The organism is Oricola sp. (genome assembly GCF_022763245.1).
In the GTDB taxonomy this organism is placed as follows: Bacteria; Pseudomonadota; Alphaproteobacteria; order Rhizobiales; family Rhizobiaceae; genus Oricola.
The window spans coordinates 226,069-247,180 of the sequence record NZ_JALEGV010000014.1 but is presented as its reverse complement, the minus strand read 5'-3'; the positions used below and the strand labels follow the sequence as shown (position 1 = coordinate 247,180).

Genomic DNA, 21,112 nt, shown 5'->3' with positions numbered 1-21,112 from the left:
ACCCTTAGTCGCGAACGACCTTGTAAGATTGGCCGGGCTTGACGGTCTCGCCGCTCGACATGCCGTTGAGCACGCGGAACAATTCGAGCGGCCGCGACACCCCGCGCATGCGCGCGGCAAGCGTGCGATCGGACTCGCCCGGCCCCGCCTTCACGATGCGCAATGTCAGCGGTTTCAACGAGCGCTTTTCCGACGTCGACAGCTTGCGGAAGCTGTTTCGAACCGACTGGGCGAGCGGACCCAGCGAGGCCGATCCGCGCGGCATGGCGGTCAGGATCCGGTAGACGGAATTGCCGGCCCGCACGACCGTGATATCGAAATCCCACTGATCCGCCGAGGCGCGTGCCGTCGCGGCCTGCAGGCCGTTGATCCGCAGCGCCTGAACCGATGTCGGGTCCAGTCCCTCCACCCAGCCGCTGGCGATGTAGGTCGTCAGCGACTGCCGGGACGGGACGGAGACGCCGTCGAACCGGATCGCCGCATTGTCGGACGCGCGCGCGCCAAGAACCGCGTCAGCGCGATTGTCGATGTCAAACTCGTCCGGGAAGGTAAAGGAGATGCCGAGTTCGGCATGGGCGTAGGTCTGCCCGCGCACATAGCCTTCCTCCGGCGAATCGCCGAACAGCATGCCGTCGATCCCCGCCAGATAGCTCTCGCGATCGCGGCTGCGCTCACCGCGCCCGCCGAAATTGCGCGCATGACCGATGGCCAACTCGATGCGCTGCGGCGTCGAGGGGTGCGTGGCCAGGAAATCGAGACTCGTGTCGCCGTCGCCCGCCTGGTTGCGGAAATCCATATAGGCGCCCATCGTCTTCTGGAAATCGGCGGCGGCATAGGGGTCGAAGCCGGCCTCGCCGATCGCCGCGATGCCGATGGCGTCGGCCTGCAGTTCCTGATTGCGCGAGAACTGCGCCAGCCGCAGCTTTCCGCGCACAAGCGCCCGACGTCCGGCGTCCTTGTCGGACAGCACGTCGGACACCACCCGGCTGGCAAGCTCCACCTCGGCTTCCTTCTGCTGGCGCAAAATGCCGTGATTGGCCGTCACATGGCCCATCTCATGCGCGATCACGGCCGCAAGCTCGGCCGTGTCGTTGGCGAGCGCCAGGAGGCCGCGCGTGATGTAGAGATAGCCGCCCGGCAGCGCGAAGGCGTTGACGTTGGGCGAGTTCAATATGGTGATCTGGTAGACTTGGCTCGGATTGTCGGAGACCGTCACCAGCTTGCCGACGATGCCGGCGACCATCCGCTCCAGCTTGGCGTTGGAGTATTCCCCGCCATAGGTCGCGAGGATCTTCGGGTGCTGGGCAGCACCGACGCGCGCCAGCTTGCCGGAACGCACATTCTCGGCGATGACCGGGCTGTTGGACGGACGGATCGACGAATCCCCGACGAGGTCGGAGAGGCTCTGGCACGACACGGCAAGCAGCGGCAAGGCTGCGGCGAGCGCAACCGCGCCACGACGCCGCATCGCTTTCGGGCGGAACACCGCCTCTGCCATGGTTACCATCCTGCCCATCATGCGGATTTCGCTATCCCGCGTTCGAATCGTGGGACCACTCCTGCCCCCAAGGTCGGCTTACAAGCAACGCCGTGCAGACCACAAGTGCCACAGGGTCACACATCGCGGCGATGCGTCCGCCTCACCCGACGCGACGCTGATTGCCAGCAGATTGGGGCGAAAGCGCGTCGCGCGTCACGCCGGCCGTCTGTCGCTTTGTCCTAGATAGGCACGCACCGCCTCCGGCGCCACATCCGGGTCCAGAAGCGTGTCGGTCGGCCCTTCGGCCATCGTCGCGCCATCGGCGAGAAACACCGTCCGCGCCGCGATCCGGCGTGCGTCCTCGGGAAAATGCGTCACCATGATCGTGGTCATGGCGCGGTCTTCATGGATAGAGGCGAGCAGGTCCAGCATCTCCACGCGCAGCGCCGGGCCGAGCGAGGCGAAGGCCTCGTCGAGCAGCAGAACCGGCTTGCGGCGCACGATCACGCGGGCCAGCGCCACGCGCTGACGCTCGCCGCCGGACAATTCCGCCGGCCGGCGAGCGCCATAGCCGGCAAGACCGACGGCCTCCAGCGCGGCCTCGACGGTTGCGCGGTCTTGCGCCGTCAGCCGGAGCGACGGCGAGACGCCGAGCGCTACATTTTCGAACACACGGAGATGCGCGAAGAGGTTGTTGTCCTGGAACACCATCGAGACCGGCCGTTCGGAGACCGGAACCCGGGTCATGTCGCGATCGCCGAAACGGATCGCACCCGCATGCGGGGTTTCAAATCCGGCGATCAGGCTTACCAGCGTGGATTTTCCCGATCCGCTCGGCCCCACCAGCGCCGTCATCTCCCCGGCCTGGAAGGCGCAGTCGAAGCGCATCTCGGCGGCGCCCGGCGCGTAGCGGAAGCGAACGTCGTCGCAACGGATTGAAACAGCAGCCTCGGTCAAGACGTCCTCGCCTCCGCGGAGCCGACGCCGGTGCGGTCGGCAAACATCATCAGCGCCATGGTCATGAGACACAGGATCAGGGCCAGCCCGGCCGCGTCCTGCGTCCGGTAGCTGCCCATGCGCTGCAGGATCAGATAGGGCAGCGTCTGGACGTCCTGCGACCCGAAGATCGCGATCACGCCGAGATCGCCCAAGGAAAGCGCCAGCGAGAACGCCAGCGCCAGCAGCAGCGCCCGGCGCAGAAGCGGCCAGGTGACCAGCCGCAGCCGGGCGAAGCCGGAGATCGCCAATTGCCGGCACAGGCGGTCATAGCGCTCCATCATGCTCGACGCGGACGGCGCCAAGAGCCGGAAGGCGAAGGGCACCGCCATGGCGGCATTGATCGTCGCGACCATGATCGGCGCGGCGCCGTAAACGTCGCCGAAGCGGCGGATCGAGACGAACCAGCCGGCCGCGATCACAACCGGCGGCACCACCAGGATCAGGCTCGAGGCCTGCCCGAGCAGGCGCTCAGACGCCGACGGCGTGCCGGTGAAACCGCGTTGCGCCGCCGCGCGCGCCATGCCGAGGGCGAGCGTCAGCGCCAGACCGACGGCGAGGACGGCGGCCAATGCCCCGAGGACGAGACTGGTCGCCAGGGCGGAACGCACGCTCGCCTGCGCGGCCAGCCCGGACAGGTCGGCGGCGAGGCCACGCCAGAACACGACGACGAAAGGCGCGGCGACGAAGACCGTGCCGACGACGATCACGAGCATGGCGACGATCCCCGCGATCGCGTTTCGGCGCGTCGCGAAGGGCCGCATGGCGCCGAGCGTCAGCCCTGCCGACACCTCGCCGCCCGCCCGTGTCAACATGGCGAAGGCGAACGCCGTCACCGCGACCTGGACCAGCGCCAGGAGCACCGCCCGGGCAATGTCGAAATCGAAGGTGAGCGCCTGATAGATCGCCACTTCCAGCGTCGTCGCGCGCGGCCCGCCGCCAAGCGTCAGCACGACGGTGAACGACGTGACGCACAGCATGAAGATCAACGACGCAGCCGACATCAGCGCCGGCCGCATGAACGGCCACAACACGTGGCGGAAGCGCGCCGCAAAGCCCATGCCGAGTTGATGCGCCAGGCGGTCATATTCGGCCGGCATCGACGACAGGCCGCCCAGCGCGACGCGCACCGCCAGCGGCATGTTGAAGAAGACATGCGCCAGCAAAATGCCCGCCAGACCGTAAATGGAGGGAAAATCGACGCCCGCGCTCTCGACCAGCCGGCTGAGGGCGCCACGCTCGCCATAGAGGCCGACAATCGCCAGAACGGCGACGATCTGCGGCAGCGCCAGCGGCAGGACGAACAGCCGCAACACCAGCCCGCGCCCCGGAAAGTCGCGCATTTCGTGCAGCGCGACCGCGACCGGAATGGCGAAACCGAGCGAAAGGCCGGTGGACAGAAGCGCCTGGACGAGCGTGAAGCGCAGGCTGCGCCACACGACCGGATCGCCCAGCGCCTCCGCGATCTCGCCGCCCGCGCCCGGCAGCGCCATGATCGCGAGCGGCAGGAACGCCCCCGCCGCAAGAGCGGCGAGGAACAGGACCGGGACCCACGCGATGCGGCCGATGGCCATGCGTTTAGCGGCTCATCGCCTGCAACCACTCGTCGACCCAGGCCTTGCGGTTTTCGGCGACGGCCTCGGGCGCGAAGAGCAGCGGCTCGGCGGGCTGAACGAGCTTGCCGAAGACGGGATCAAGCGGTTCGGAGGTCGGCGCGGCCGGCAGCATCCAGTTGGTCTCCGGAATGACGTCCTGAAAGGCCGGGCTCAGCATGAACGCCAGGAATTGCGCGGCGAGCGGATTGTCGGCGCCCTTGGTCGTCATGCCCGCCACCTCGATCTGCATGTAGTGGCCTTCCGAAAAAGCGGCCGCCTGATAGCGGTCCGTGTCTTCGGCGATCATGTGATAGGCCGGCGACGTGGTGTAGGAGAACACCATCGGCGCCTCACCGGCGGTGAACAGGCCGTAGGATTCCGACCAGCCGGGCGTCACCGTCAACACGCGGTCCTTCAGCTTCTCATAGGCCGCCGGCGCGTCGTCGCCGTAAAGCGTCTTGATCCACAGCATCAGGCCCAGACCCGGCGTCGAGGTGCGCGGATCCTGGATGGCGATCTTGCCGTAATCGCCGTTGAGGAACGCTTCCATGCTGTCCGGGGGCGTGTCGATGGCCTGCGTGTCGTAGATGACGGCGAAGTAGCCGTAGTCGAAGGGCAGGAAGAATTCGTCCGACCATCCGCCGGGCACATCGACACTCACATCGGACAGGCCGTGCGGTGCGAAGAAGCCGCTGTCCTTTGCTTCCGCCGTCAGGTTGGTGTCGAGGCCGAGCACGATATCGGCGTCGGTGCGTCCGCCTTCCAGGCGCAGGCGATTGAGGAGCGCGACACCGTCGGCGACCGAGACGAATTCGAGGTCGCAGCCGCATTCGGCTTCGAAGGCCTTTTCGACCTGCGGCCCCGGCCCCCATTCCGCGGTGAAGCTCTCATAGGTGTAGACGGTCAACGTGCCCTCGGCGAGCGCGGCCCGGGACAGGCCGACAAGCGCGGTGGCGGAAAGAAGACAAATCAGCAATCTGTGCATCACGCACCTCCTTGGTTCGAATGGGGATCGAGGCGCATGGTTCCGACGGTGCGGAGAAAGCGTCTAATCCCTACGCCGGTGCAAACCGGATCAGGTTCGACGGGTTGGCTTCTGCCTCTCAGCTGCGTTCACAGCACCCCGTTAGAGCAGCGCTCTTCTAGACCGCTTGCGCCCCGCCTTTCAAGAGGCATCGGTTTTGGTGCTTGGCGGCCGAAACAAGGCGCGCTACTTGCTGGGCGATGTCCGATCCTGCCCCCACCCGCTTCGCCATCCTGCTCGACGGCGCGTTGCACCCCACCGAAAGACTGCGCGCCCAGGTGAAGGGCCGGCGGATCCTGGCGGCCGACGGCGGCATCCGCAACGCCGAGCGGCTCGGCGTGACGCCCGAATTGTGGCTCGGCGATTTCGACAGCGCCGACCCGACGCTCGAAGACCGTTTCAGCGGCGTCGCCCGCGACAATCATTCGCCGGACAAGGCGGTTTCCGACGGCGAGATCGCGATCCGTCACGCGCTTGAACTCGGGGCGTGCGACCTGCTTCTCGTCGGCGCGCTCGGCGGCCCGCGCAGCGACCACGCCTTCTTCAACCTCGCAGGCGCCGTCGATCTGGCGCGGCGAATACCGGAGCTCGACATCCTTCTGAGTTCAGGCGACGAGGAGGCAATTCCCGTCCGTCCGAAAAAAAAGTTGCGACCCGACTGGCCGGATGGAACCATTTTCTCCGTCATGAGTTTCGACACTATGGTCGGATTGACAGTGCGCGGCGCCAAGTGGCCGCTTGACGATGTGCATGTGCCATTCGGGTCGACCTGGACTTTGTCCAACGTCGCCAAGGAGGGGCTAGAGATCCATTTGACCCGCGGTTATGCCGTGGCGATTTGCCAGTTTGACAAATCGCGCCAAGCGATGTGACATTCGTCACATTGCTGCTGTTCTTGTTTGTCTAAGCTTTCGGCGGGAAAGAAGGAGATCACCCGATGAAAATCACGAAAACTATCGCAGTGCTTGCTGTCGTCGGCGCCCTGGCGGGCTGCACCACGGCTGAACAGAGCGCGACGGTCGGTGCGGCCGCGGGCGGCGCCATCGGCGCGGCCGTGACCGGCGACCTCGGCGGCGCAGCCATCGGCGCCTTCATCGGCGGCGTGGGCGGCTACCTGCTCGGCAAGGAAGCCGACGGTCGCTGCCGTTACCGTCGTCCGAACGGCCAGATTTTCTACGCGGCCTGCCCGTAAGAATTATCTACCTCCAGTCAGGGCCGCGGCGTGCGATTGCGCGCCGCGGTCTCGGCCTTTTGCGGGCCTCTTGCGGAAACCACGCATGTTTCCGTCGGCTTTGAGACGTGTCCCGCTTCCGCGCGGAAGGGACTTCCTCTAAGACGCTGGCCATGGCCACTTCCCCACCGCTTCTTCGCGCCGAAAACCTGACGCTGACCTTCGGCGGCGCTCCGCTCTTTTCCGATGTCTCCTTCTCGGTCCATGCCGGCGACCGCATCGCGCTTGTCGGCCGCAACGGCTCCGGCAAGTCCACGCTGCTGCGCATCGCGGCCGGATTGAGCGAGGCGATGGACGGCGAGGTCGTCACCGAGAAGAACGCGACGATCCGCTATCTGCCGCAGGATCCCGACCTGTCGGGCTTCGACACGCTGGGCGACTATTCCCGCGCCGAACTCGGGCCCCTCGACGATCCCTATCGCGCCGACCAGTTGCTGTTCGAACTCGGTCTCGATCCGGAGCGCGCGCCTTCGGGCCTCTCCGGCGGCGAAGCGCGCCGCGCCGCTCTGGCGCGCACGCTGGCGCCCGAACCGGACATCCTGTTCCTCGACGAGCCGACCAACCACCTCGACCTGCCGGCCATCGAATGGCTGGAAGACGAACTGGCGCGCTCGCGCTCGGCGATCGTCATGATCTCGCATGACCGCCGCTTCTTGGAAAAGCTGTCGCGCCGCACGCTGTGGCTCGACCGCGGCGTCCTGCGCGACAACGAGGCCGGCTTCTCCGCCTTCGAGGACTGGCGCGACAAGCTGCTGGAAGAAGAGGAGCGCGATCACCACAAGCTCGGCCGCAAGATCGCGCGCGAAGAGCACTGGGTCGTTCACGGCGTCTCCGGCCGGCGCAAGCGCAACATGCGCCGCCTTGGCGAACTGGCCGAATTGCGCAAGTCCTTCCGCGAGCATCAGGCGCCCGAGGGCGCGGCGAAACTGGCCGCCTCCGACGCACGCGAAAGCGGCAAGCTCGTCATCGAGGCGACGGCCATCGCCAAGGCGCATGGCGACAACACGCTGGTGCGCGATTTTTCCATCCGCATCCATCGCGGCGACCGCATCGGTTTTGTCGGCCCCAACGGCGCGGGCAAGACGACGCTGATCCGCCTTCTGACCGGCGAACTGGAGCCGGATGCCGGAACCGTGCGTCTCGGCGCCAATCTCGACATGGCCGTGCTCGACCAGCGCCGCGATGCGCTCGATCCCGACGAGACGCTGGAGCATTTCCTGACCGACGGACGCGGCCAGTCGCTGCTCGTCAATGGCGAGCAGAAACACGTCGTCTCCTACATGAAGGATTTCCTGTTCAAGCCCGAGCAGGCGCGCACGCCGGTGCGCGAATTGTCGGGTGGCGAGAAGGCGCGGCTCATCCTGGCCCGCACACTGGCGCGCCCCGCCAACCTTCTGGTGCTCGACGAGCCGACCAACGATCTAGACATGGAAACGCTGGACCTCCTGCAGGAACTCGTCGCCGGCTTTCCCGGCACGGTGCTGCTGGTCAGCCATGATCGCGACTTCCTCGACCGCACGGTCAATGCCGTGATCGCGCCCGACGAGACGCGCCCCGGCGAGGGCCAGTGGGTCGCCTATGCCGGCGGCTATTCCGACATGCTCGCCCAGCGCGGCACGACCCAGGCCGGACAGCGCAAGTCGAAGGTCAGGCCGGCGGCATCGGCCAAAGCCGAGACTGAGGCGCCGCGCGCGGCTCCGCAGGCGGCGAAATCGAAACTCTCCTACAAGCAGAAATATGCGCTGGAGACCTTGCCCGGCCGCATCGAGGCGCTGGACGGCGAAATCGCCGCGCTGGAGGCCAGGCTTGCCGATCCCGCCCTGTTCGCCAAGGACCCGGCCGGCTTCAACGTCGTCGCCACGGAATTGGAAGGCAAGCGCACCACGCACGCCGCGCTCGAGGAAGAGTGGCTCGAACTGGAAATGCTGCGCGAGGAAGTCGAGGGCGGCTGAGACACCCTCCGCCCGTCAGGCGATCGGATTGCAGCGGTTCCATTCCTCTTCGGGCTGCTCGACACCGTCGATGAAGCGCTCGACACGCAATACGTCGTCGCCGCTCAGGAACATGCGCACGTCATGCGCGGCTTCCGGATCGCCGGCAGGGCCGACATAGCGGAAGGCGTGCCGCGAATACTCGCCCATGATCTCCAGCCCGGAGGGGATTCGGATATTGACCCCGTCGATGGTGAGCGTCCGGCCGTCATCCGCGCACCAGTCGCCATCCACGGCATCGGCTTTCGCCGGCAGGGCATAGAAACCCGCCAGCAGGACACACAAAGCGGCCCGCTTGATCATTGAAACTGCCATTTTTGGTTCGTCACACCAAAGAGATAACCGAATCCGGCCAGCGGGTCCAATTCTCAGTCAGCGGTCTCGACCGCATCGGCGCGGACCCTGCACGGGGCCCGCAGCCGGTGACGCCCGTCAGCCGGGCGTCACGCTCGCCGCTTGATCAGGCGAAATACTGACCGCCATTGGCCGACAGCGTCGAACCGGTGATGAAGCCGGCGTCGTCGGAGGCGAGGAACACGACGCAGCGCGCGATTTCCTCCGGCTCGCCGAGGCGGCCGACCGGAATGAGCGGCAGGATGCGCGTCTTCAGCACGTCCTCGTCGATGGCGCGCACCATTTCCGTTCCGATATAGCCGGGGCAGACGGCGTTGACCGTGATGCCGGCGCGCGCGCCTTCCTGGGCCAGTGCCTTGGTGAAGCCGATGTCGCCGGCCTTGGCGGCCGAATAGTTGACCTGGCCCGCCTGGCCCTTCTGCCCGTTGATCGACGAAATGTTGATCACCCGGCCGAACTTGCGGTCGCGCATGCCCGACCAGACCGGATGCGTCATGTTGAACAGGCCCGACAGGTTGGTGTTGATGACCGCGTCCCAATTGTCCTTGGTCATCTTGTGGAACATGCCGTCGCGAGTGATGCCGGCATTGTTGACCAGCACCGCGACCGGTCCGAAATCGGCCTCCACCTGGCGGATGCCTTCCGCGCAGGCGTCGTAGTCGGCGACCGACCATTTGTAGACGGCGATGCCGGTCTCGTCCTTGAATTTGGCTGCGGCCTCGTCATTGCCGGCATAGTTGGCGGCGACCGTGTAGCCGGCCTCCTTCAGCGCGATGGAAATGGCCGCGCCGATGCCGCGCGTTCCACCGGTGACAATTGCGACTTTGCTCATGGAATGATCCTCCCTCTGGAAATGGGTGTTTGGTCGGCAGTCGGTGGTCGGCAGGGGGAAATCCCGTTGCCGGACACCCCGCTGCCGCCATCCTTTGTGATCTACCGACTAGACACGACTGACAGCCGACCTGCCTTACATCCGCTCGACGCACATCGCGACGCCCATGCCGCCGCCGATGCACAGGGTCGCGAGACCCTTGTTCTTGCCGCTGCGCTTCATCTCGAACAGCAGCGTGTTGAGAATGCGCCCGCCCGACGCGCCGATCGGATGGCCGATGGCGATGGCGCCGCCATTGACGTTGACGATGTCGGTGTTCCAGCCGAGATCCTTGTTGACCGCGCAGGCCTGCGCGGCGAAGGCTTCGTTGGCCTCGACGAGGTCGAGATCGTCGATCTTCCAGCCGGCCTTTTCCAGCGCCTTGCGCGACGCCGGGATCGGCCCGGTGCCCATGATCGCCGGATCGACGCCCGCTGTCGCCCAGGAGACGATACGCGCGAGCGGCGCGATGCCGCGGCGCGAGGCTTCCTCTTCGCTCATCAGGACGGTCGCGGCCGCACCGTCATTGATGCCCGACGCGTTGGCCGCCGTCACCGTGCCTTCCTTGTCGAAGGCCGGACGCAGCTTGCCGACGCTGTCCATCGTCACGCCGTGCTTGATGTACTCGTCATCCTCGACCACGGTGTCGCCCTTGCGACCCTTCACGGTGAACGCAACGATCTCGTCCTTGAACTTGCCGGCCTTCTGCGCGGCCTCGGCCTTGTTCTGCGACGCGACGGCGAAGGCGTCCTGCTCGTCACGGGACAATTGCCACTGGCGCGCGACGTTCTCGGCGGTGTTGCCCATGTGGTAGCCGTTGAAGGCGTCCAGCAGGCCGTCCCGCAGCATGGTGTCGACCATCTTCATGTCGCCCATCTTCACGCCGTTGCGCAGATGCGCGCAATGCGGCGCCAGCGACATGGATTCCTGTCCGCCCGCCACGATGATGCTGGCGTCGCCGGCGAGGATCTGCTGCATGCCGATCGCCACCGTGCGCAGGCCTGAGCCGCAGAGCTGGTTGAGGTTCCAGGCCGTCGTCTCCTGCGGGCAGCCCGCGCCCATGGAGGCCTGGCGCGCCGGGTTCTGGCCCTGGCCGGCAGTCAGGATCTGCCCCATGATCACCTCGTCGACCTCGGCGCCGTCGACACCGGCACGCTCCAGCGCGCCACGGATGGCCGCCGCGCCAAGCTCATGGGCGGGCACATTGGCGAGGGCGCCGCCGAACGAACCGACGGGCGTGCGTGCCGCGCTAGCAATAACCACTGATGTCATGAAGGAAACTCCCTTTCTAAGGCCGGGTGAATGCCGGCTCGTCAAATCATCTTATCGCCCGACGTTCAACACTCAACTGCCGGGCATAGGAAAACCTTTCCGTAGGGGCCAGATAGCATTTGTGCTTACGTCTTTGGCTGCACTGCAACAAACGCTTTGATATGGAGCGGTTTTGTCACTAGTATTTCGCCAATGCGAAAAGCGCCCGCCACGAGGCGCCGCGAACGGGAGAGCACAACATGGCTGATAACGGCGATCCGACCGTCATCAAGAAATATGCAAACCGCCGCCTCTACAACACCGGCACAAGCACCTATGTGACGCTCGAGGACCTCGCCAACATGGTCAAGGACGGCGAGGATTTCGTCGTCCACGACGCCAAGAGCGGCCAGGACCTGACGCATGCCGTGCTGACCCAGATCATCTTCGAGCAGGAAGGCAAGACGGGGCAGGCCATGCTGCCGATTTCCGTGCTGCGCCAGCTCATCTCCTTTTACGGCGACCAGATGCAGATGGTCCTGCCGAGCTACCTGGAACATTCCATGGCGCTGTTCGCCAAGGAGCAGGAACGCATCCGCGAGCAGATGGCCTCCGTCGTCGGCAAGACGCCGATCGACCTGATGGCGTCGGGACAGCAGATGATCGAGGAGCAGACGCGGCGCAACATGGAAATGTTCCGCAACGCCATGCAGATGTTCTCGCCCTTCACGCCCGAGGCCGCCGAGGAGACCGTCGGCGAGGCCGAGGCGACCGCCGACGCGTCATCGTCTCCCGACGACCTGAAATCCATGCGCGAGCAGATCGCTGCGATGCAGCGAAAACTCGATTCGATGGACAAGTAAGACCGGACTTACCCCCGATCAGGATTTCGCTGTCGCGATCGACGACGATCGCGGCCCGCGGCCCCGTGCCGTTTTCGCGATAGCCGGCAAACGGCCCGCAAGCCGGAAATTGCGCGTCAAGATTGCATGCGCGGAAAAGATGTTTCAACGGCCGGGCGAAACCGGTCCGTGCTACGGTCGGCCGGCGCAAATTCTCATCCGCAAATCACAAAGCCAAGGGGCCCCAGAACATGTCGACCATCCCGCTCGCAACGGCCAACCAGATCATCGAGGCGACCATCGCCAAGGGCACGGAGATCGGCGCCAAGCCGCTGTCCGTGGCCGTGCTCGATGCCGGCGGCCACCTGATCGCCTTCCAGCGGTCGGACAACTCGTCCTTCATGCGCTTCGAGATCGCCGCCGGAAAGGCCTATGGCGCGCTCGCGCTTGGCGTCGGCTCGCGCTGGCTGCACGCGCAGGCCGAAACCCGGCCGCATTTCCTGGAAGGCCTGTCGAACGTCTCCGGCGGCAAGATCGTCGCTGTGCCGGGCGGCGTGCTGGTGAAACAAGACGGCGCGATCATCGGAGCGGTCGGGGTGACCGGCGACAGCTCCGACAATGACGAGGCCTGCGCCGTCGCAGGCATCGAGGCGGCAGGCTTTTCGGCCGACGCCGGCTAGTTGAGCGACACGTCGCGGCCGGCCGACCGGATGGACACCGAGAAGCCGGCCATCAGATCGACGGCGGCCATCACCATCAGAAGGAAGAACACCGACGTCGCCGCACCGGCGACGACGAGGAATTCGACCAGGAAAGCGACGAAGACGAAGGTCGACAGCACGTGATCCAGCACGGAGGCGTTGGATGTGCGCGTCGACTTGAGGATCTCGAAGAACATGAAGATGAGACCGGCGAGGATCAGCATGTCGCCGAGGTTCATCCGCCAGACGCCCCCCGACAGCATTCCCACCGCGAAAATCTCGCTGCCCCAGGGATCGCCGCCGCCGAAACCCGCCAATCCCGCGATCACGAGGTTGTAGAGTATAAAGGGGACGACCATCAGAGGAATATTCGACACCGCAAGACCCTTTCCCGGCAGACCTTCGAATGCCGTGTTCCTAAATCCAATTCAAAGAAAAGGAAACCGCCGAATCCGGCGGATTTCAGTCTGCCACGCGCAGTCCCGAGGTGCCCAGAGCCGGCTCGAACTGCCCCTCGTCGGGATCGTAGACCCACAACACGCCTTCCGAAATGTCGAACCAGGCGCCGTGCAGCGTCAGCCGGCCATCGGCCTCGCGCTCGCTGATATAGGGGAACGTGCGCAGGTTTTCGATCGACTGGCGCACCGACATGCACTCCACCGCCGTCTGGCGCGGGTCCTGCCCCGGGTGGATGTGGCTGTCTTCGGGATGGTCGATATGCACGTGACGGACGGGATCGTGCCCCTCGCCGCGACCGACGGCGTCGATCGCCGGGTCGAGAAGGCTGATCCAGTGGCCGATGGCGTCGCCCTTGTCGAGCGACTCGCGACGCTCGTCCAGCGCCGCCGCGACACCGCCGCAGCGGCCATGCCCCATCACCACGATGTGGCGCACGCCGAGATTGACGACCGAGAATTCGATCGAGGCGACCGACGAGCGGTAGCGGCCCTCGGCATTGTAGGGCGGAACCAGATTGGCGACATTGCGCAGGACGAAAATCTCGCCCGGGCCTGAATCGAAGATGATCTCCGGCGCGGCGCGCGAATCGCAACAGGCGATCACCAGCGCCTCGGGCCGCTGCCCGGCCGCCGCCAGTTCGCGGTAAGCGTCGGAACGCTTGCGATAGGTGGAGTGCAGAAAACCCTGATAGCCGTCGAGCAGCTTTTGCGGAAACGTCGTCATGCACAACGAATTAGCGCCAGACCGGCCACTGTTCAAGATGCTGCGCCGCAGCAGCTGTCAGGCCCGGCGCGTCGGCGAAGGCGCCGTGGAGAGCCAGCGCAGTTGCACCATGGCCATCGGCGAGGCCAGGCTCGCCTGGTCCGTCTCCAGCATCAGTTCGTCCGCGCCGCGGCGACAGGCCCGCGCCACCAGGTCGTAGACGGAGGCCGTCGCCATCTGCAACGCCTTCTGCGGCTGGGCGCCGATCAGCAGATGCGCAAGGAAGAGCGCCGTCGTCAGGTCGCCGGTGCCGTTCGGCGGATTGGCGATCTGGCGGTGTTCGGCAAGCATCGCCGTCTCGCCATCGACGAGCAGGTTGCCAATGCCGCCGGCGAGCATCGCATGCGCGCTGGTCACCAGAACGTGGCGCGCCGCCATCTGCGAGGCCGTCGCCCGGATGTCCTCGTTGCTGTCGGTTTTCGAGCCGGTCAGCCAGGCGAATTCGAAGCGATTGGGGGTGACGATGTCGGCGATGGCGAACAACCGGTCGCGGATCGCCTCGGCCACCGCGCCGGGCACGTAAAGCCCGCCCTGGTCGCCGATGACCGGATCGCAGACATGCAGGGCCTGCGGGTTGGCCCGTCGAAGGGCGGAGACGAAATCGGCGACCGGTCCCGCCTGGTCGGCCGAACCCAGATAGCCGGTCACCACCGCGCCCACCTCGCCCAGATGCGGCGAAGAGGCGAGCGCGCCCATGAAGGCGGCGAACTCTTTCGCTTCCGGCACGATGCGCGGCGCGGGCCCGTGGCCCGGATGCCAGGGCAGCGTCACGGTCGGCACGGACCACACCGGGAAACCGAGCGATTCCAGCGCGAAGACCATGGCGCGATTGCCCACCGAGCCCCGCGCCACATGGCTGGAGATCACGACGACCGCCGGACGCACCGAATGGGCTGGCTGGGTCATCGCCGGAGGTAACCGACCAGCCAGATGGCGAGAACGATGAAGGCGATGGCGCTCAGCGCGCGACCGGTCCGGCGGCCCCACACCTCGACGCGATCGTCGGGATCGGCGTCGTCGCCGGCCATGTGCGCCCGGGCGCGATTGACCGTGCGTGCCATGGTCGATTGGCCGAGCAGCTCCGAATCGACGGCGACGCGTTCCAGCGTCTTGCGCGCCTCTTCCTCGCGGGCGAGATCGTCGGGATGTTTTTCGGCCATCGATGAAAACCGTGAATTTCGGGAACCGGCCGGACACTATCGCGGCGCGCCGTTTCCGGCAACAGAGGCCGTCGGCGAAGAATTGTGCTGCATGCCCGGATCGCTTTGTTATGGTAACGCCGCAAAACTGCGATACCCAGCCTTGGACCGAACGGGAGGGGACAATGGCGAAAGACGCAAGTGCGGCAGTGATGGACTATATCGGGTCCGTCCTGCGCCACATGGATGCCGCCGACGAGCGGATGACGACCCTGGTGCGAGCCCTGCTCTCCGAAGCCCGCGAGGACGACCTGTCGCTTGTCGACGCCTCCTGCGCGGCCAAGGCGATCGCGGTCACGGCCGATGCGCTGGCGATGCATGCGCGCGGCGCCTCGGTGGTCCGGGTCGTGCCGGCCTGCGCGCCGAATTGCTGCGTCGTCTCCATCATCAACGAGAACATGCCGTTCCTGTTCGATTCGGTGATGGGCGAGATCAACGACATGTCGCATCGCGTGCGCCTCGTCGTGCATCCGATCTTCGACGTGAAGCATCACGGACCGGATTTCGAGCTCGTCGCGCGTTCGGCGAGCGGCGTCCCGGAGGAAGGCGCGATCCGCACCAGCGTCATCCATGTGATGCTTGAGGACATCAGCGACGAAACCGCGCGGGCGCTGGAAGAGAACCTCAACACCATCATCACCCAGGTGAAGGCCGCCGTGCGCGACTGGCGCGCCATGCTGGACCGGCTCGATGAGAGCATGCGCGACCTGCAGACCAAGATCCTGCCCGTCGCGCAGGCCGACGCCAACGAGGCGCTCGCCTTCCTGGAATGGCTGCGCGACAACAATTTCACCTTCCTCGGCATGCGCGAATACGACTTCGTCGGCGACGAGGAGAACGGCAAGCTGCAGCGCGCCGACGCGCCCGCGCTCGGCATCCTGTCCGACCCGGAGGTCCGCGTGATGCGGCGCGGCGACGAGCCCGTCACCACGACACCGCAGATCCGCGCCTTTCTGAACAGCCGCGACATGCTGATCGTCGCCAAGGCGAACCTGAAATCGAAGGTCCACCGCCGCTCCTACATGGATTACGTCGGCATCAAGACCTATGACGAGGAAGGCCGCCTGTCGGGCGAATTGCGGGTCGTCGGCCTGTTCACCTCGACCGCCTACACGCGCTCGGTCACGCGCATCCCCTATCTGCGCTCCAAGGTGGACGCCGTCATGCGGCGCGCCGACTACGATCCGGCGAGCCATTCCGGCAAGACGCTGATGAACGTGCTGGAATCCTATCCGCGCGACGAACTGTTCCAGATCGACGTTCCGACGCTGACCGAGAACGCGCTGACCATCGTCGCGCTCGCCGACAGGCCCCGCGTGCGCGTGTTGAGCCGCATCGACCCGTTCGACCGCTTCGTCTCCGTCATCGTCTTCGTGCCGCGCGACCGCTACGATTCGCAGGCGCGCGAGCGCATCGCCGCCTATCTCGCGCAGGAATATCAGGGCCACATCTCGGCCTATTACCCGGCCTTTCCGGAAGGCTCCTTGGCGCGCGTGCATTTCATCATCGGCCGCCGCGAGGGCAAGACGCCGACGCCCGCCCAGGCGAAGCTGGAGGCGGAGATCGAGGCGATCACCCGCACCTGGCAGGATCATTTCGTCGAGCACCTGATGGAGGACGGCGTCAGCCCCGCCACGCGGGCGTTGCGTGACGCCGGCTTCCCGGACACCTACCGCGACACCGTGCTGCCGCTGCAGGCGGTCGAGGATCTGCGGCGCATCGCCCGGCTTTCCGCCGACAACCCGATCGACGTCGACTTCTTCCGGCCCACCGGCAAGGCCTCCAGCGAGGCCGGACTGCGCATCTATCACCATGGCGCGCCCGTCGCGCTGTCGGAGCGCGTGCCCATTCTCGAAAACATGGGCTTCCGCGTCATCAGCGAACTGACCTACGCCATCGACGTCTCGGCGAAGCTCGGCGCGACCGTCTGGCTGCACGAGATGCAGATCGAGAGCCAGTCCGGCGCGGCCGTGCCGATGGAGGACGAAGGCGTCATCTTCGAGGACGCCTTCCTGTCGGTCTGGAACCGCGAAAGCGACAACGACCCCTATAACGGCCTGGTGCTCGCCGCCGGGCTGACCGCGCGCCAGGTCACGGTTCTGCGCGCCTATGGCCGCTATCTGCGCCAGGCTGGCACGCCCTATGGGCAGGCCTACATGGCCGGAGCGCTGATCCGCCACCCGATGCTCGCCCGCCAGCTCTTCGAGTTGTTCGACGCGATGTTCGATCCGCGGCGCGAAGCCGATCCGGACGAAGACACCGACGTGACCGCCAAGCACATCAAGGCGGCGATCGCCGACCAGCTGGCCGAGGTGCCCTCCATCGACGAGGACCGCATCGTGCGCGCGATCCTGGTGGTGATCGAAGCGACGTTGCGCACCAACTTCTTCAGCCCCGGCCCGCAGGGCGAATTGCGCACGTCGCTCGCCTTCAAGCTCGATTCGCGCGCCATCCCCGATCTTCCCGATCCCAAGCCCTTCCGCGAGATCTTCGTCTTCGGGCCGCAAGTCGAAGGCGTGCATCTGCGCTTCGGCCCGGTGGCGCGCGGCGGCCTGCGCTGGTCGGACCGCGCCCAGGACTACCGCACCGAGGTGCTGGGTCTCGTCAAGGCGCAGCAGGTCAAGAACGCCGTCATCGTGCCGGTCGGCGCCAAGGGCGGCTTCTACCCGAAGCGCCTGCCTGTCGGCGGAAATCGCGACGAGATCTTCGAGGCGGGCCGCGCCGCCTACATCACCTTCATTTCCACGCTCCTGTCGATCACCGACAATCTGGAGGGCGACACCGTCGTGCCGCCGAAGCTGACGGTGCGCCGCGACGGTGACGACCCCTATTTCGTCGTCGCCGCCGACAAGGGCACCGCGACCTTCTCCGACACCGCCAACGCCATTTCCCAGGAGATGGGCTTCTGGCTGGACGACGCCTTCGCGTCGGGCGGCTCGGCGGGCTACGACCACAAGAAGATGGGCATCACGGCCCGCGGCGCCTGGGAAGCGGTCAAGCGGCACTTCCGCGAGATGGACAAGGACATCCAGTCCGAACCCTTCACCGTGGTCGGCGTCGGCGACATGTCGGGCGACGTCTTCGGCAACGGCATGCTGCTGTCCGAACAGATCAGGCTGGTCGCCGCCTTCGACCATCGCGACATCTTCATCGATCCAGACCCCGACCCGGCGACGAGCTTCGCCGAGCGCCAGCGCATGTTCGAACTGGGCCGCTCGAGCTGGCAGGACTACGACACGTCGAAACTGTCGGAAGGCGGCGGCGTCTTCTCGCGGGCGCAGAAGATGATCACGCTGTCGCAACAGGCCGCCGACGCGATCCGGCTCGGCAAGACCCGGGCGACGCCGAACGAGATCCTGACCGCCATCCTGAAGGCCGACGCCGAACTGCTGTGGTTCGGCGGCATCGGCACCTATGTCCGCGCCACCACCGAGACCGATCTCGACGCCGGCGACAAGGCCAACGACCCGATCCGCATCACCGCGCGCGAGGTCGGCGCCAAGGTGATCGGCGAGGGCGCCAATCTCGGCATGACCCAGCGCGCCCGCATCGAATACGGGCTGCATGGCGGCCGCTGCAATTCCGATGCGATCGACAACTCCGCCGGCGTCAATTCCTCCGACGTCGAGGTCAACATCAAGATCGCGCTGAAGCCCGCGATGGATGACGGCACGCTACCGCGCCCCGAGCGCAACACGCTGCTCGCCGACATGACCGAGACGGTGGGCGCGCTGGTGCTGGAGAACAATTATCGCCAGACCCTGGCGATCTCGCTGGCCGAACGGCGCGGCCTGACGATCCTGTCGCTGCAGGAACGGCTGATGGAATCGCTGGAGGAACGCGGCGATCTCGACCGCGAGGTAGAGTTCCTGCCGAACGCCTCGGTGCTCTCCCAGCGCCGCAAGGCCGATCGCGGCCTGACCCGCGCCGAGATCGGCGTGCTGCTCGCCTACTCCAAGATCGTGCTGTTCGACGACCTCGTCGAGAGCCACCTGCCCGACGATCCCTATCTGGAGGCCGACCTGCTCGGCTATTTCCCGCCGCGCATGGTCGAGGAGTTCACGGACCGCATCAACGCGCACCGGCTGCGCCGCGAGATCATCGCGACGGTCCTCGCCAACGAGGCGATCAATCGCGGCGGCACCTCGCTGATCAGCCGTTTCGAGGACGCGACCGGCATGCTGCCGAGCGGCATCGTGCGCGCCTTCGTCGCCGTGCGCGACGGCTACGACCTGCCCTCGCTCTATGCCGCCGTCGACGCGCTGGACAACCGGATTTCCGGGGCCCGCCAGCTCGACATCTATGACGAGATCGGCGAATCGCTGCGCATCGCCATGGGCCAGTTCATCAAGAACGGCGAGAGCCACGCGCCGCTCGCCGGGTCGGTCGCGATGCTGCGGGCCGCCACCGAGGAACTCGAACCCCAACTGGCCTCCCTGATGCCGCCCTATCTCGTCGAGTGGATCGGCGGGCGGCGCGCGGAACTGGAAACCGAGGGTCTGTCGGCCGAGATCGCGAACCGCATCGCCCTGATGCCGATCATCGCCATGACGCCTGACATCCTCAGCGTGTCGAAATCGTCGGGCCGGCCGGTGCTGGCCTCGGCGGAAGCCTTCTTCGCCGTGACCGAGATGTTCCGCATCGGCCGCCTCGAGCGGCTGGCCTGGGACTTGCCGACCGTCGATTATTTCGACGGCCTGGCCCAGAACCGGGCGCTCGACATCATCAATTCGGCGCGCATCTCCATCACCAGCGCCGCCCTGTCCGCGACGGATGCCGGCACGCCGTCGCGCGACGCGGTCGCCCAATGGTTCGAGGACAATGAATTGCGCATCGCCCGCGTCCAGACCCGCATCGCCGACCTCACCAAGTCCGGCGGCCTGACGGTCTCCCGTCTGACCGTCGCGGCCGGCTTGCTGGCCGACCTCGTCTCCTAGCCTCGGAAACCCGAATGAGCGATCTCAACGCGGATGCGACGCCTGCGGCTGGCGCAAACCCCGTCACCCGGCGGGGCATTGCCGGCTGGATGTTCTTCGACTGGGCGGCGCAGCCGTTCTTCACGGTGGTCACCACCTTCATCTTCGGCCCCTATTTCGTCTCCCGCATGGCGCCTGACCCCGCGACCGGCCAGGCCGCATGGGGCTATGCCATCGCGGCCGGCGGCCTCGTGATCGCGGTGCTGTCGCCGATCCTCGGCTCGATCTCCGACCAGACCGGTCCGCGCAAGCCGTGGATCGGCATGTTCGCCGTGCTGCAGATCGTCTCGCTGGCGCTGCTGTGGTTCGCCGCACCGGGATCGAGCCTGTTCTGGGTCCTCGTCTGCTACACCTGCGCCTCGATCGCCGCCGAGTTCTCTACCGTTTTCAACGATTCCATGCTTCCGCGCCTGGTCTCGCGCGAGAATATCGGCCGCGTCTCCAACACCGCCTGGGGGCTCGGCTACATGGGCGGCATGATCGTGCTGATCTTCGTCGTGCTGGCGCTCGCTGGATCGCCGGAAACGGGCGTCACGATCCTCGGCATCGAGCCGCTGTTCGGGCTCGACCCGGCGCTCGGCGAGGATGCCCGCGTCACCGGGCCGATCTCGGCGATCTGGTACCTCGTCTTCATCCTGCCGATGTTCTTCTTCACGCCCGACGCCAAGCGCGGCCGGCAACTCGGCGAGGCCGTCCGCTCCGGCCTTTCAGACCTCAAGGACACGCTGCGCGAGGCGCGCGAACGCGTGGGCATCGTGCGCTTCCTGATCGCACGGATGATCTATCAGGACGGAGTCGGAGCGCTGCTGGCCCTCGGCGGCGGCTTCGCCGCGGCGATGTTCGACTGGTCGATCACCGAGATCGGGATCTACGGCATCATCCTGAACGTCGTCGCCATCTTCGGCTCCATGGCCGGCGGGTCCGTCGATCATCGCATCGGCTCGAAGAAGGTCGTGCTGATATCGGTCGCCTGCCTGCTGGTCGCGACGCTGGGCATCGTTTCCACCGGTCCCGGCTTCACGCTCTTCGGTCTCCTGGAATTCGGCGAGGCGGATTCCGGCGGCCTCTTCGGCACGGCGGCGGAGAAGGCCTATATCGTCTTCGGCCTGCTGATCGGGCTGGTCTTCGGACCCGTACAGGCCTCGTCGCGCTCCTATCTGGCGCGCAGCGTGTCGGAGGACGAGGCCGGCCGCTATTTCGGCATCTATGCGCTGTCGGGCCGGGCGACGAGTTTCCTCGCGCCCTTCTCGGTCGCCACCGTCACCGCGCTGACCGGCTCGCCACGCATCGGCATGGCGACGCTGATCGTGTTCTTCGTGGTCGGCTACGCGATCCTGCAGGCGACGCCCTACCCGGCGCACACGCCGGAGGAATAGCCGC

General features: G+C 66.3%; 18 protein-coding genes and 1 riboswitch. Of the genes, 7 read left to right on the top strand and 11 right to left on the bottom strand.

Annotated features, from left to right (window positions below):
• Window positions 1-4: 4 nt before the first annotated feature.
• The 4 genes from MRY80_RS08905 to thiB all read right to left on the bottom strand — a co-directional run bounded on the left by MRY80_RS08905 (window position 5) and on the right by thiB (window position 5,056).
• Window positions 5-1,468, bottom strand: coding sequence for a M48 family metalloprotease (locus MRY80_RS08905; RefSeq protein ID WP_293290474.1), 1,464 nt, complete (start codon window positions 1,466-1,468; stop codon window positions 5-7).
• Window positions 1,469-1,693: 225 nt separating this feature from the next.
• Window positions 1,694-2,437 (bottom strand): thiamine ABC transporter ATP-binding protein, encoded by a 744-nt coding sequence (gene thiQ / locus MRY80_RS08900; RefSeq protein WP_293290172.1) that lies wholly within the window; start codon window positions 2,435-2,437, stop codon window positions 1,694-1,696.
• Complete coding sequence (locus MRY80_RS08895) at window positions 2,434-4,050, bottom strand: thiamine/thiamine pyrophosphate ABC transporter permease ThiP (protein WP_293290170.1); 1,617 nt, start codon at window positions 4,048-4,050, stop codon at window positions 2,434-2,436. The genes thiQ and MRY80_RS08895 overlap by 4 nt, the downstream gene beginning before the upstream one ends.
• 4 nt (window positions 4,051-4,054) lie before the next feature.
• On the bottom strand, window positions 4,055-5,056 hold the full coding sequence (gene thiB / locus MRY80_RS08890) for a thiamine ABC transporter substrate binding subunit (protein ID WP_293290168.1): 1,002 nt from the start codon (window positions 5,054-5,056) through the stop codon (window positions 4,055-4,057).
• 50 nt (window positions 5,057-5,106) lie between these two features.
• A riboswitch (TPP riboswitch) is annotated at window positions 5,107-5,207 on the bottom strand.
• 88 nt (window positions 5,208-5,295) lie between these two features.
• Here thiB and MRY80_RS08885 point away from each other — a divergent pair.
• The 3 genes from MRY80_RS08885 to MRY80_RS08875 all read left to right on the top strand — a co-directional run bounded on the left by MRY80_RS08885 (window position 5,296) and on the right by MRY80_RS08875 (window position 8,278).
• Complete coding sequence (locus tag MRY80_RS08885; RefSeq protein WP_293290166.1) at window positions 5,296-5,967, top strand: thiamine diphosphokinase; 672 nt, start codon at window positions 5,296-5,298, stop codon at window positions 5,965-5,967.
• 65 nt (window positions 5,968-6,032) lie between these two features.
• Window positions 6,033-6,287 (top strand): glycine zipper domain-containing protein, encoded by a 255-nt coding sequence (locus MRY80_RS08880; protein WP_293290164.1) that lies wholly within the window; start codon window positions 6,033-6,035, stop codon window positions 6,285-6,287.
• 152 nt (window positions 6,288-6,439) lie between these two features.
• Complete coding sequence (locus tag MRY80_RS08875; protein WP_293290162.1) at window positions 6,440-8,278, top strand: ABC-F family ATP-binding cassette domain-containing protein; 1,839 nt, start codon at window positions 6,440-6,442, stop codon at window positions 8,276-8,278.
• Between the two features lie 15 nt (window positions 8,279-8,293).
• Here the strand turns inward: MRY80_RS08875 and MRY80_RS08870 are convergent, their stop codons facing one another.
• The 3 genes from MRY80_RS08870 to MRY80_RS08860 all read right to left on the bottom strand — a co-directional run bounded on the left by MRY80_RS08870 (window position 8,294) and on the right by MRY80_RS08860 (window position 10,814).
• Window positions 8,294-8,632, bottom strand: coding sequence for a hypothetical protein (locus MRY80_RS08870; RefSeq protein WP_293290160.1), 339 nt, complete (start codon window positions 8,630-8,632; stop codon window positions 8,294-8,296).
• A gap of 145 nt (window positions 8,633-8,777) precedes the next feature.
• Window positions 8,778-9,503 carry an acetoacetyl-CoA reductase gene (phbB, locus tag MRY80_RS08865; protein ID WP_293290158.1) on the bottom strand — a complete coding sequence of 242 codons (726 nt, stop codon included), beginning with the start codon at window positions 9,501-9,503 and terminating at the stop codon, window positions 8,778-8,780.
• Between the two features lie 135 nt (window positions 9,504-9,638).
• Window positions 9,639-10,814, bottom strand: coding sequence for an acetyl-CoA C-acetyltransferase (locus tag MRY80_RS08860; RefSeq protein ID WP_293290156.1), 1,176 nt, complete (start codon window positions 10,812-10,814; stop codon window positions 9,639-9,641).
• A 239-nt stretch (window positions 10,815-11,053) separates the two neighbouring features.
• Between MRY80_RS08860 and phaR the strand changes: the two genes are divergently transcribed.
• Both phaR and MRY80_RS08850 read left to right on the top strand, forming a co-directional pair.
• A complete protein-coding gene (phaR, locus tag MRY80_RS08855) occupies window positions 11,054-11,656 on the top strand; it encodes a polyhydroxyalkanoate synthesis repressor PhaR (RefSeq protein ID WP_293290154.1) in 603 nt (200 codons plus the stop codon).
• 230 nt (window positions 11,657-11,886) lie between these two features.
• A complete protein-coding gene (locus tag MRY80_RS08850; RefSeq protein WP_293290152.1) occupies window positions 11,887-12,315 on the top strand; it encodes a heme-binding protein in 429 nt (142 codons plus the stop codon).
• Here the strand turns inward: MRY80_RS08850 and MRY80_RS08845 are convergent.
• From MRY80_RS08845 to MRY80_RS08830, 4 genes are all read right to left on the bottom strand, one after another.
• Entirely contained in the window at window positions 12,312-12,695 is a 384-nt protein-coding gene (locus tag MRY80_RS08845) for a hypothetical protein (RefSeq protein ID WP_293290472.1), read from the bottom strand. The two genes, MRY80_RS08850 and MRY80_RS08845, sit on opposite strands and share 4 nt — an antisense overlap.
• 103 nt (window positions 12,696-12,798) lie before the next feature.
• Complete coding sequence (locus MRY80_RS08840) at window positions 12,799-13,518, bottom strand: carbonic anhydrase (protein ID WP_293290150.1); 720 nt, start codon at window positions 13,516-13,518, stop codon at window positions 12,799-12,801.
• A gap of 57 nt (window positions 13,519-13,575) precedes the next feature.
• Complete coding sequence (pdxY, locus tag MRY80_RS08835) at window positions 13,576-14,463, bottom strand: pyridoxal kinase PdxY (RefSeq protein WP_293290148.1); 888 nt, start codon at window positions 14,461-14,463, stop codon at window positions 13,576-13,578.
• On the bottom strand, window positions 14,460-14,717 hold the full coding sequence (locus MRY80_RS08830; protein ID WP_293290146.1) for a hypothetical protein: 258 nt from the start codon (window positions 14,715-14,717) through the stop codon (window positions 14,460-14,462). Before MRY80_RS08830 ends, pdxY begins: the two co-directional genes overlap by 4 nt.
• 164 nt (window positions 14,718-14,881) lie before the next feature.
• On the opposite strand from MRY80_RS08830, the gene MRY80_RS08825 reads away from it, so the two are divergent.
• Both MRY80_RS08825 and MRY80_RS08820 read left to right on the top strand, forming a co-directional pair.
• Window positions 14,882-19,693, top strand: coding sequence for an NAD-glutamate dehydrogenase (locus MRY80_RS08825; RefSeq protein ID WP_293290145.1), 4,812 nt, complete (start codon window positions 14,882-14,884; stop codon window positions 19,691-19,693).
• Window positions 19,694-19,707: 14 nt separating this feature from the next.
• A complete protein-coding gene (locus tag MRY80_RS08820; RefSeq protein WP_293290143.1) occupies window positions 19,708-21,108 on the top strand; it encodes an MFS transporter in 1,401 nt (466 codons plus the stop codon).
• Window positions 21,109-21,112: the final 4 nt, after the last annotated feature.

What these genes read in the sequence shown, in the direction of transcription:
- pdxY (WP_293290148.1), bottom strand. Translation starts at nt 14,463, where the DNA reads ATGACCCAGCCAGCCCATTCGGTGCGTCCGGCGGTCGTCGTGATCTCC.
- MRY80_RS08850 (WP_293290152.1), top strand. Translation starts at nt 11,887, where the DNA reads ATGTCGACCATCCCGCTCGCAACGGCCAACCAGATCATCGAGGCGACC.
- MRY80_RS08880 (WP_293290164.1), top strand. Translation starts at nt 6,033, where the DNA reads ATGAAAATCACGAAAACTATCGCAGTGCTTGCTGTCGTCGGCGCCCTG.
- MRY80_RS08860 (WP_293290156.1), bottom strand. Translation starts at nt 10,814, where the DNA reads ATGACATCAGTGGTTATTGCTAGCGCGGCACGCACGCCCGTCGGTTCG.
- MRY80_RS08870 (WP_293290160.1), bottom strand. Translation starts at nt 8,632, where the DNA reads ATGGCAGTTTCAATGATCAAGCGGGCCGCTTTGTGTGTCCTGCTGGCG.
- MRY80_RS08830 (WP_293290146.1), bottom strand. Translation starts at nt 14,717, where the DNA reads ATGGCCGAAAAACATCCCGACGATCTCGCCCGCGAGGAAGAGGCGCGC.
- phbB (WP_293290158.1), bottom strand. Translation starts at nt 9,503, where the DNA reads ATGAGCAAAGTCGCAATTGTCACCGGTGGAACGCGCGGCATCGGCGCG.
- MRY80_RS08840 (WP_293290150.1), bottom strand. Translation starts at nt 13,518, where the DNA reads ATGACGACGTTTCCGCAAAAGCTGCTCGACGGCTATCAGGGTTTTCTG.
- MRY80_RS08905 (WP_293290474.1), bottom strand. Translation starts at nt 1,468, where the DNA reads ATGCGGCGTCGTGGCGCGGTTGCGCTCGCCGCAGCCTTGCCGCTGCTT.
- thiB (WP_293290168.1), bottom strand. Translation starts at nt 5,056, where the DNA reads ATGCACAGATTGCTGATTTGTCTTCTTTCCGCCACCGCGCTTGTCGGC.
- MRY80_RS08825 (WP_293290145.1), top strand. Translation starts at nt 14,882, where the DNA reads ATGGCGAAAGACGCAAGTGCGGCAGTGATGGACTATATCGGGTCCGTC.
- MRY80_RS08895 (WP_293290170.1), bottom strand. Translation starts at nt 4,050, where the DNA reads ATGGCCATCGGCCGCATCGCGTGGGTCCCGGTCCTGTTCCTCGCCGCT.
- MRY80_RS08885 (WP_293290166.1), top strand. Translation starts at nt 5,296, where the DNA reads ATGTCCGATCCTGCCCCCACCCGCTTCGCCATCCTGCTCGACGGCGCG.
- MRY80_RS08875 (WP_293290162.1), top strand. Translation starts at nt 6,440, where the DNA reads ATGGCCACTTCCCCACCGCTTCTTCGCGCCGAAAACCTGACGCTGACC.
- phaR (WP_293290154.1), top strand. Translation starts at nt 11,054, where the DNA reads ATGGCTGATAACGGCGATCCGACCGTCATCAAGAAATATGCAAACCGC.
- MRY80_RS08820 (WP_293290143.1), top strand. Translation starts at nt 19,708, where the DNA reads ATGAGCGATCTCAACGCGGATGCGACGCCTGCGGCTGGCGCAAACCCC.
- MRY80_RS08845 (WP_293290472.1), bottom strand. Translation starts at nt 12,695, where the DNA reads ATGGTCGTCCCCTTTATACTCTACAACCTCGTGATCGCGGGATTGGCG.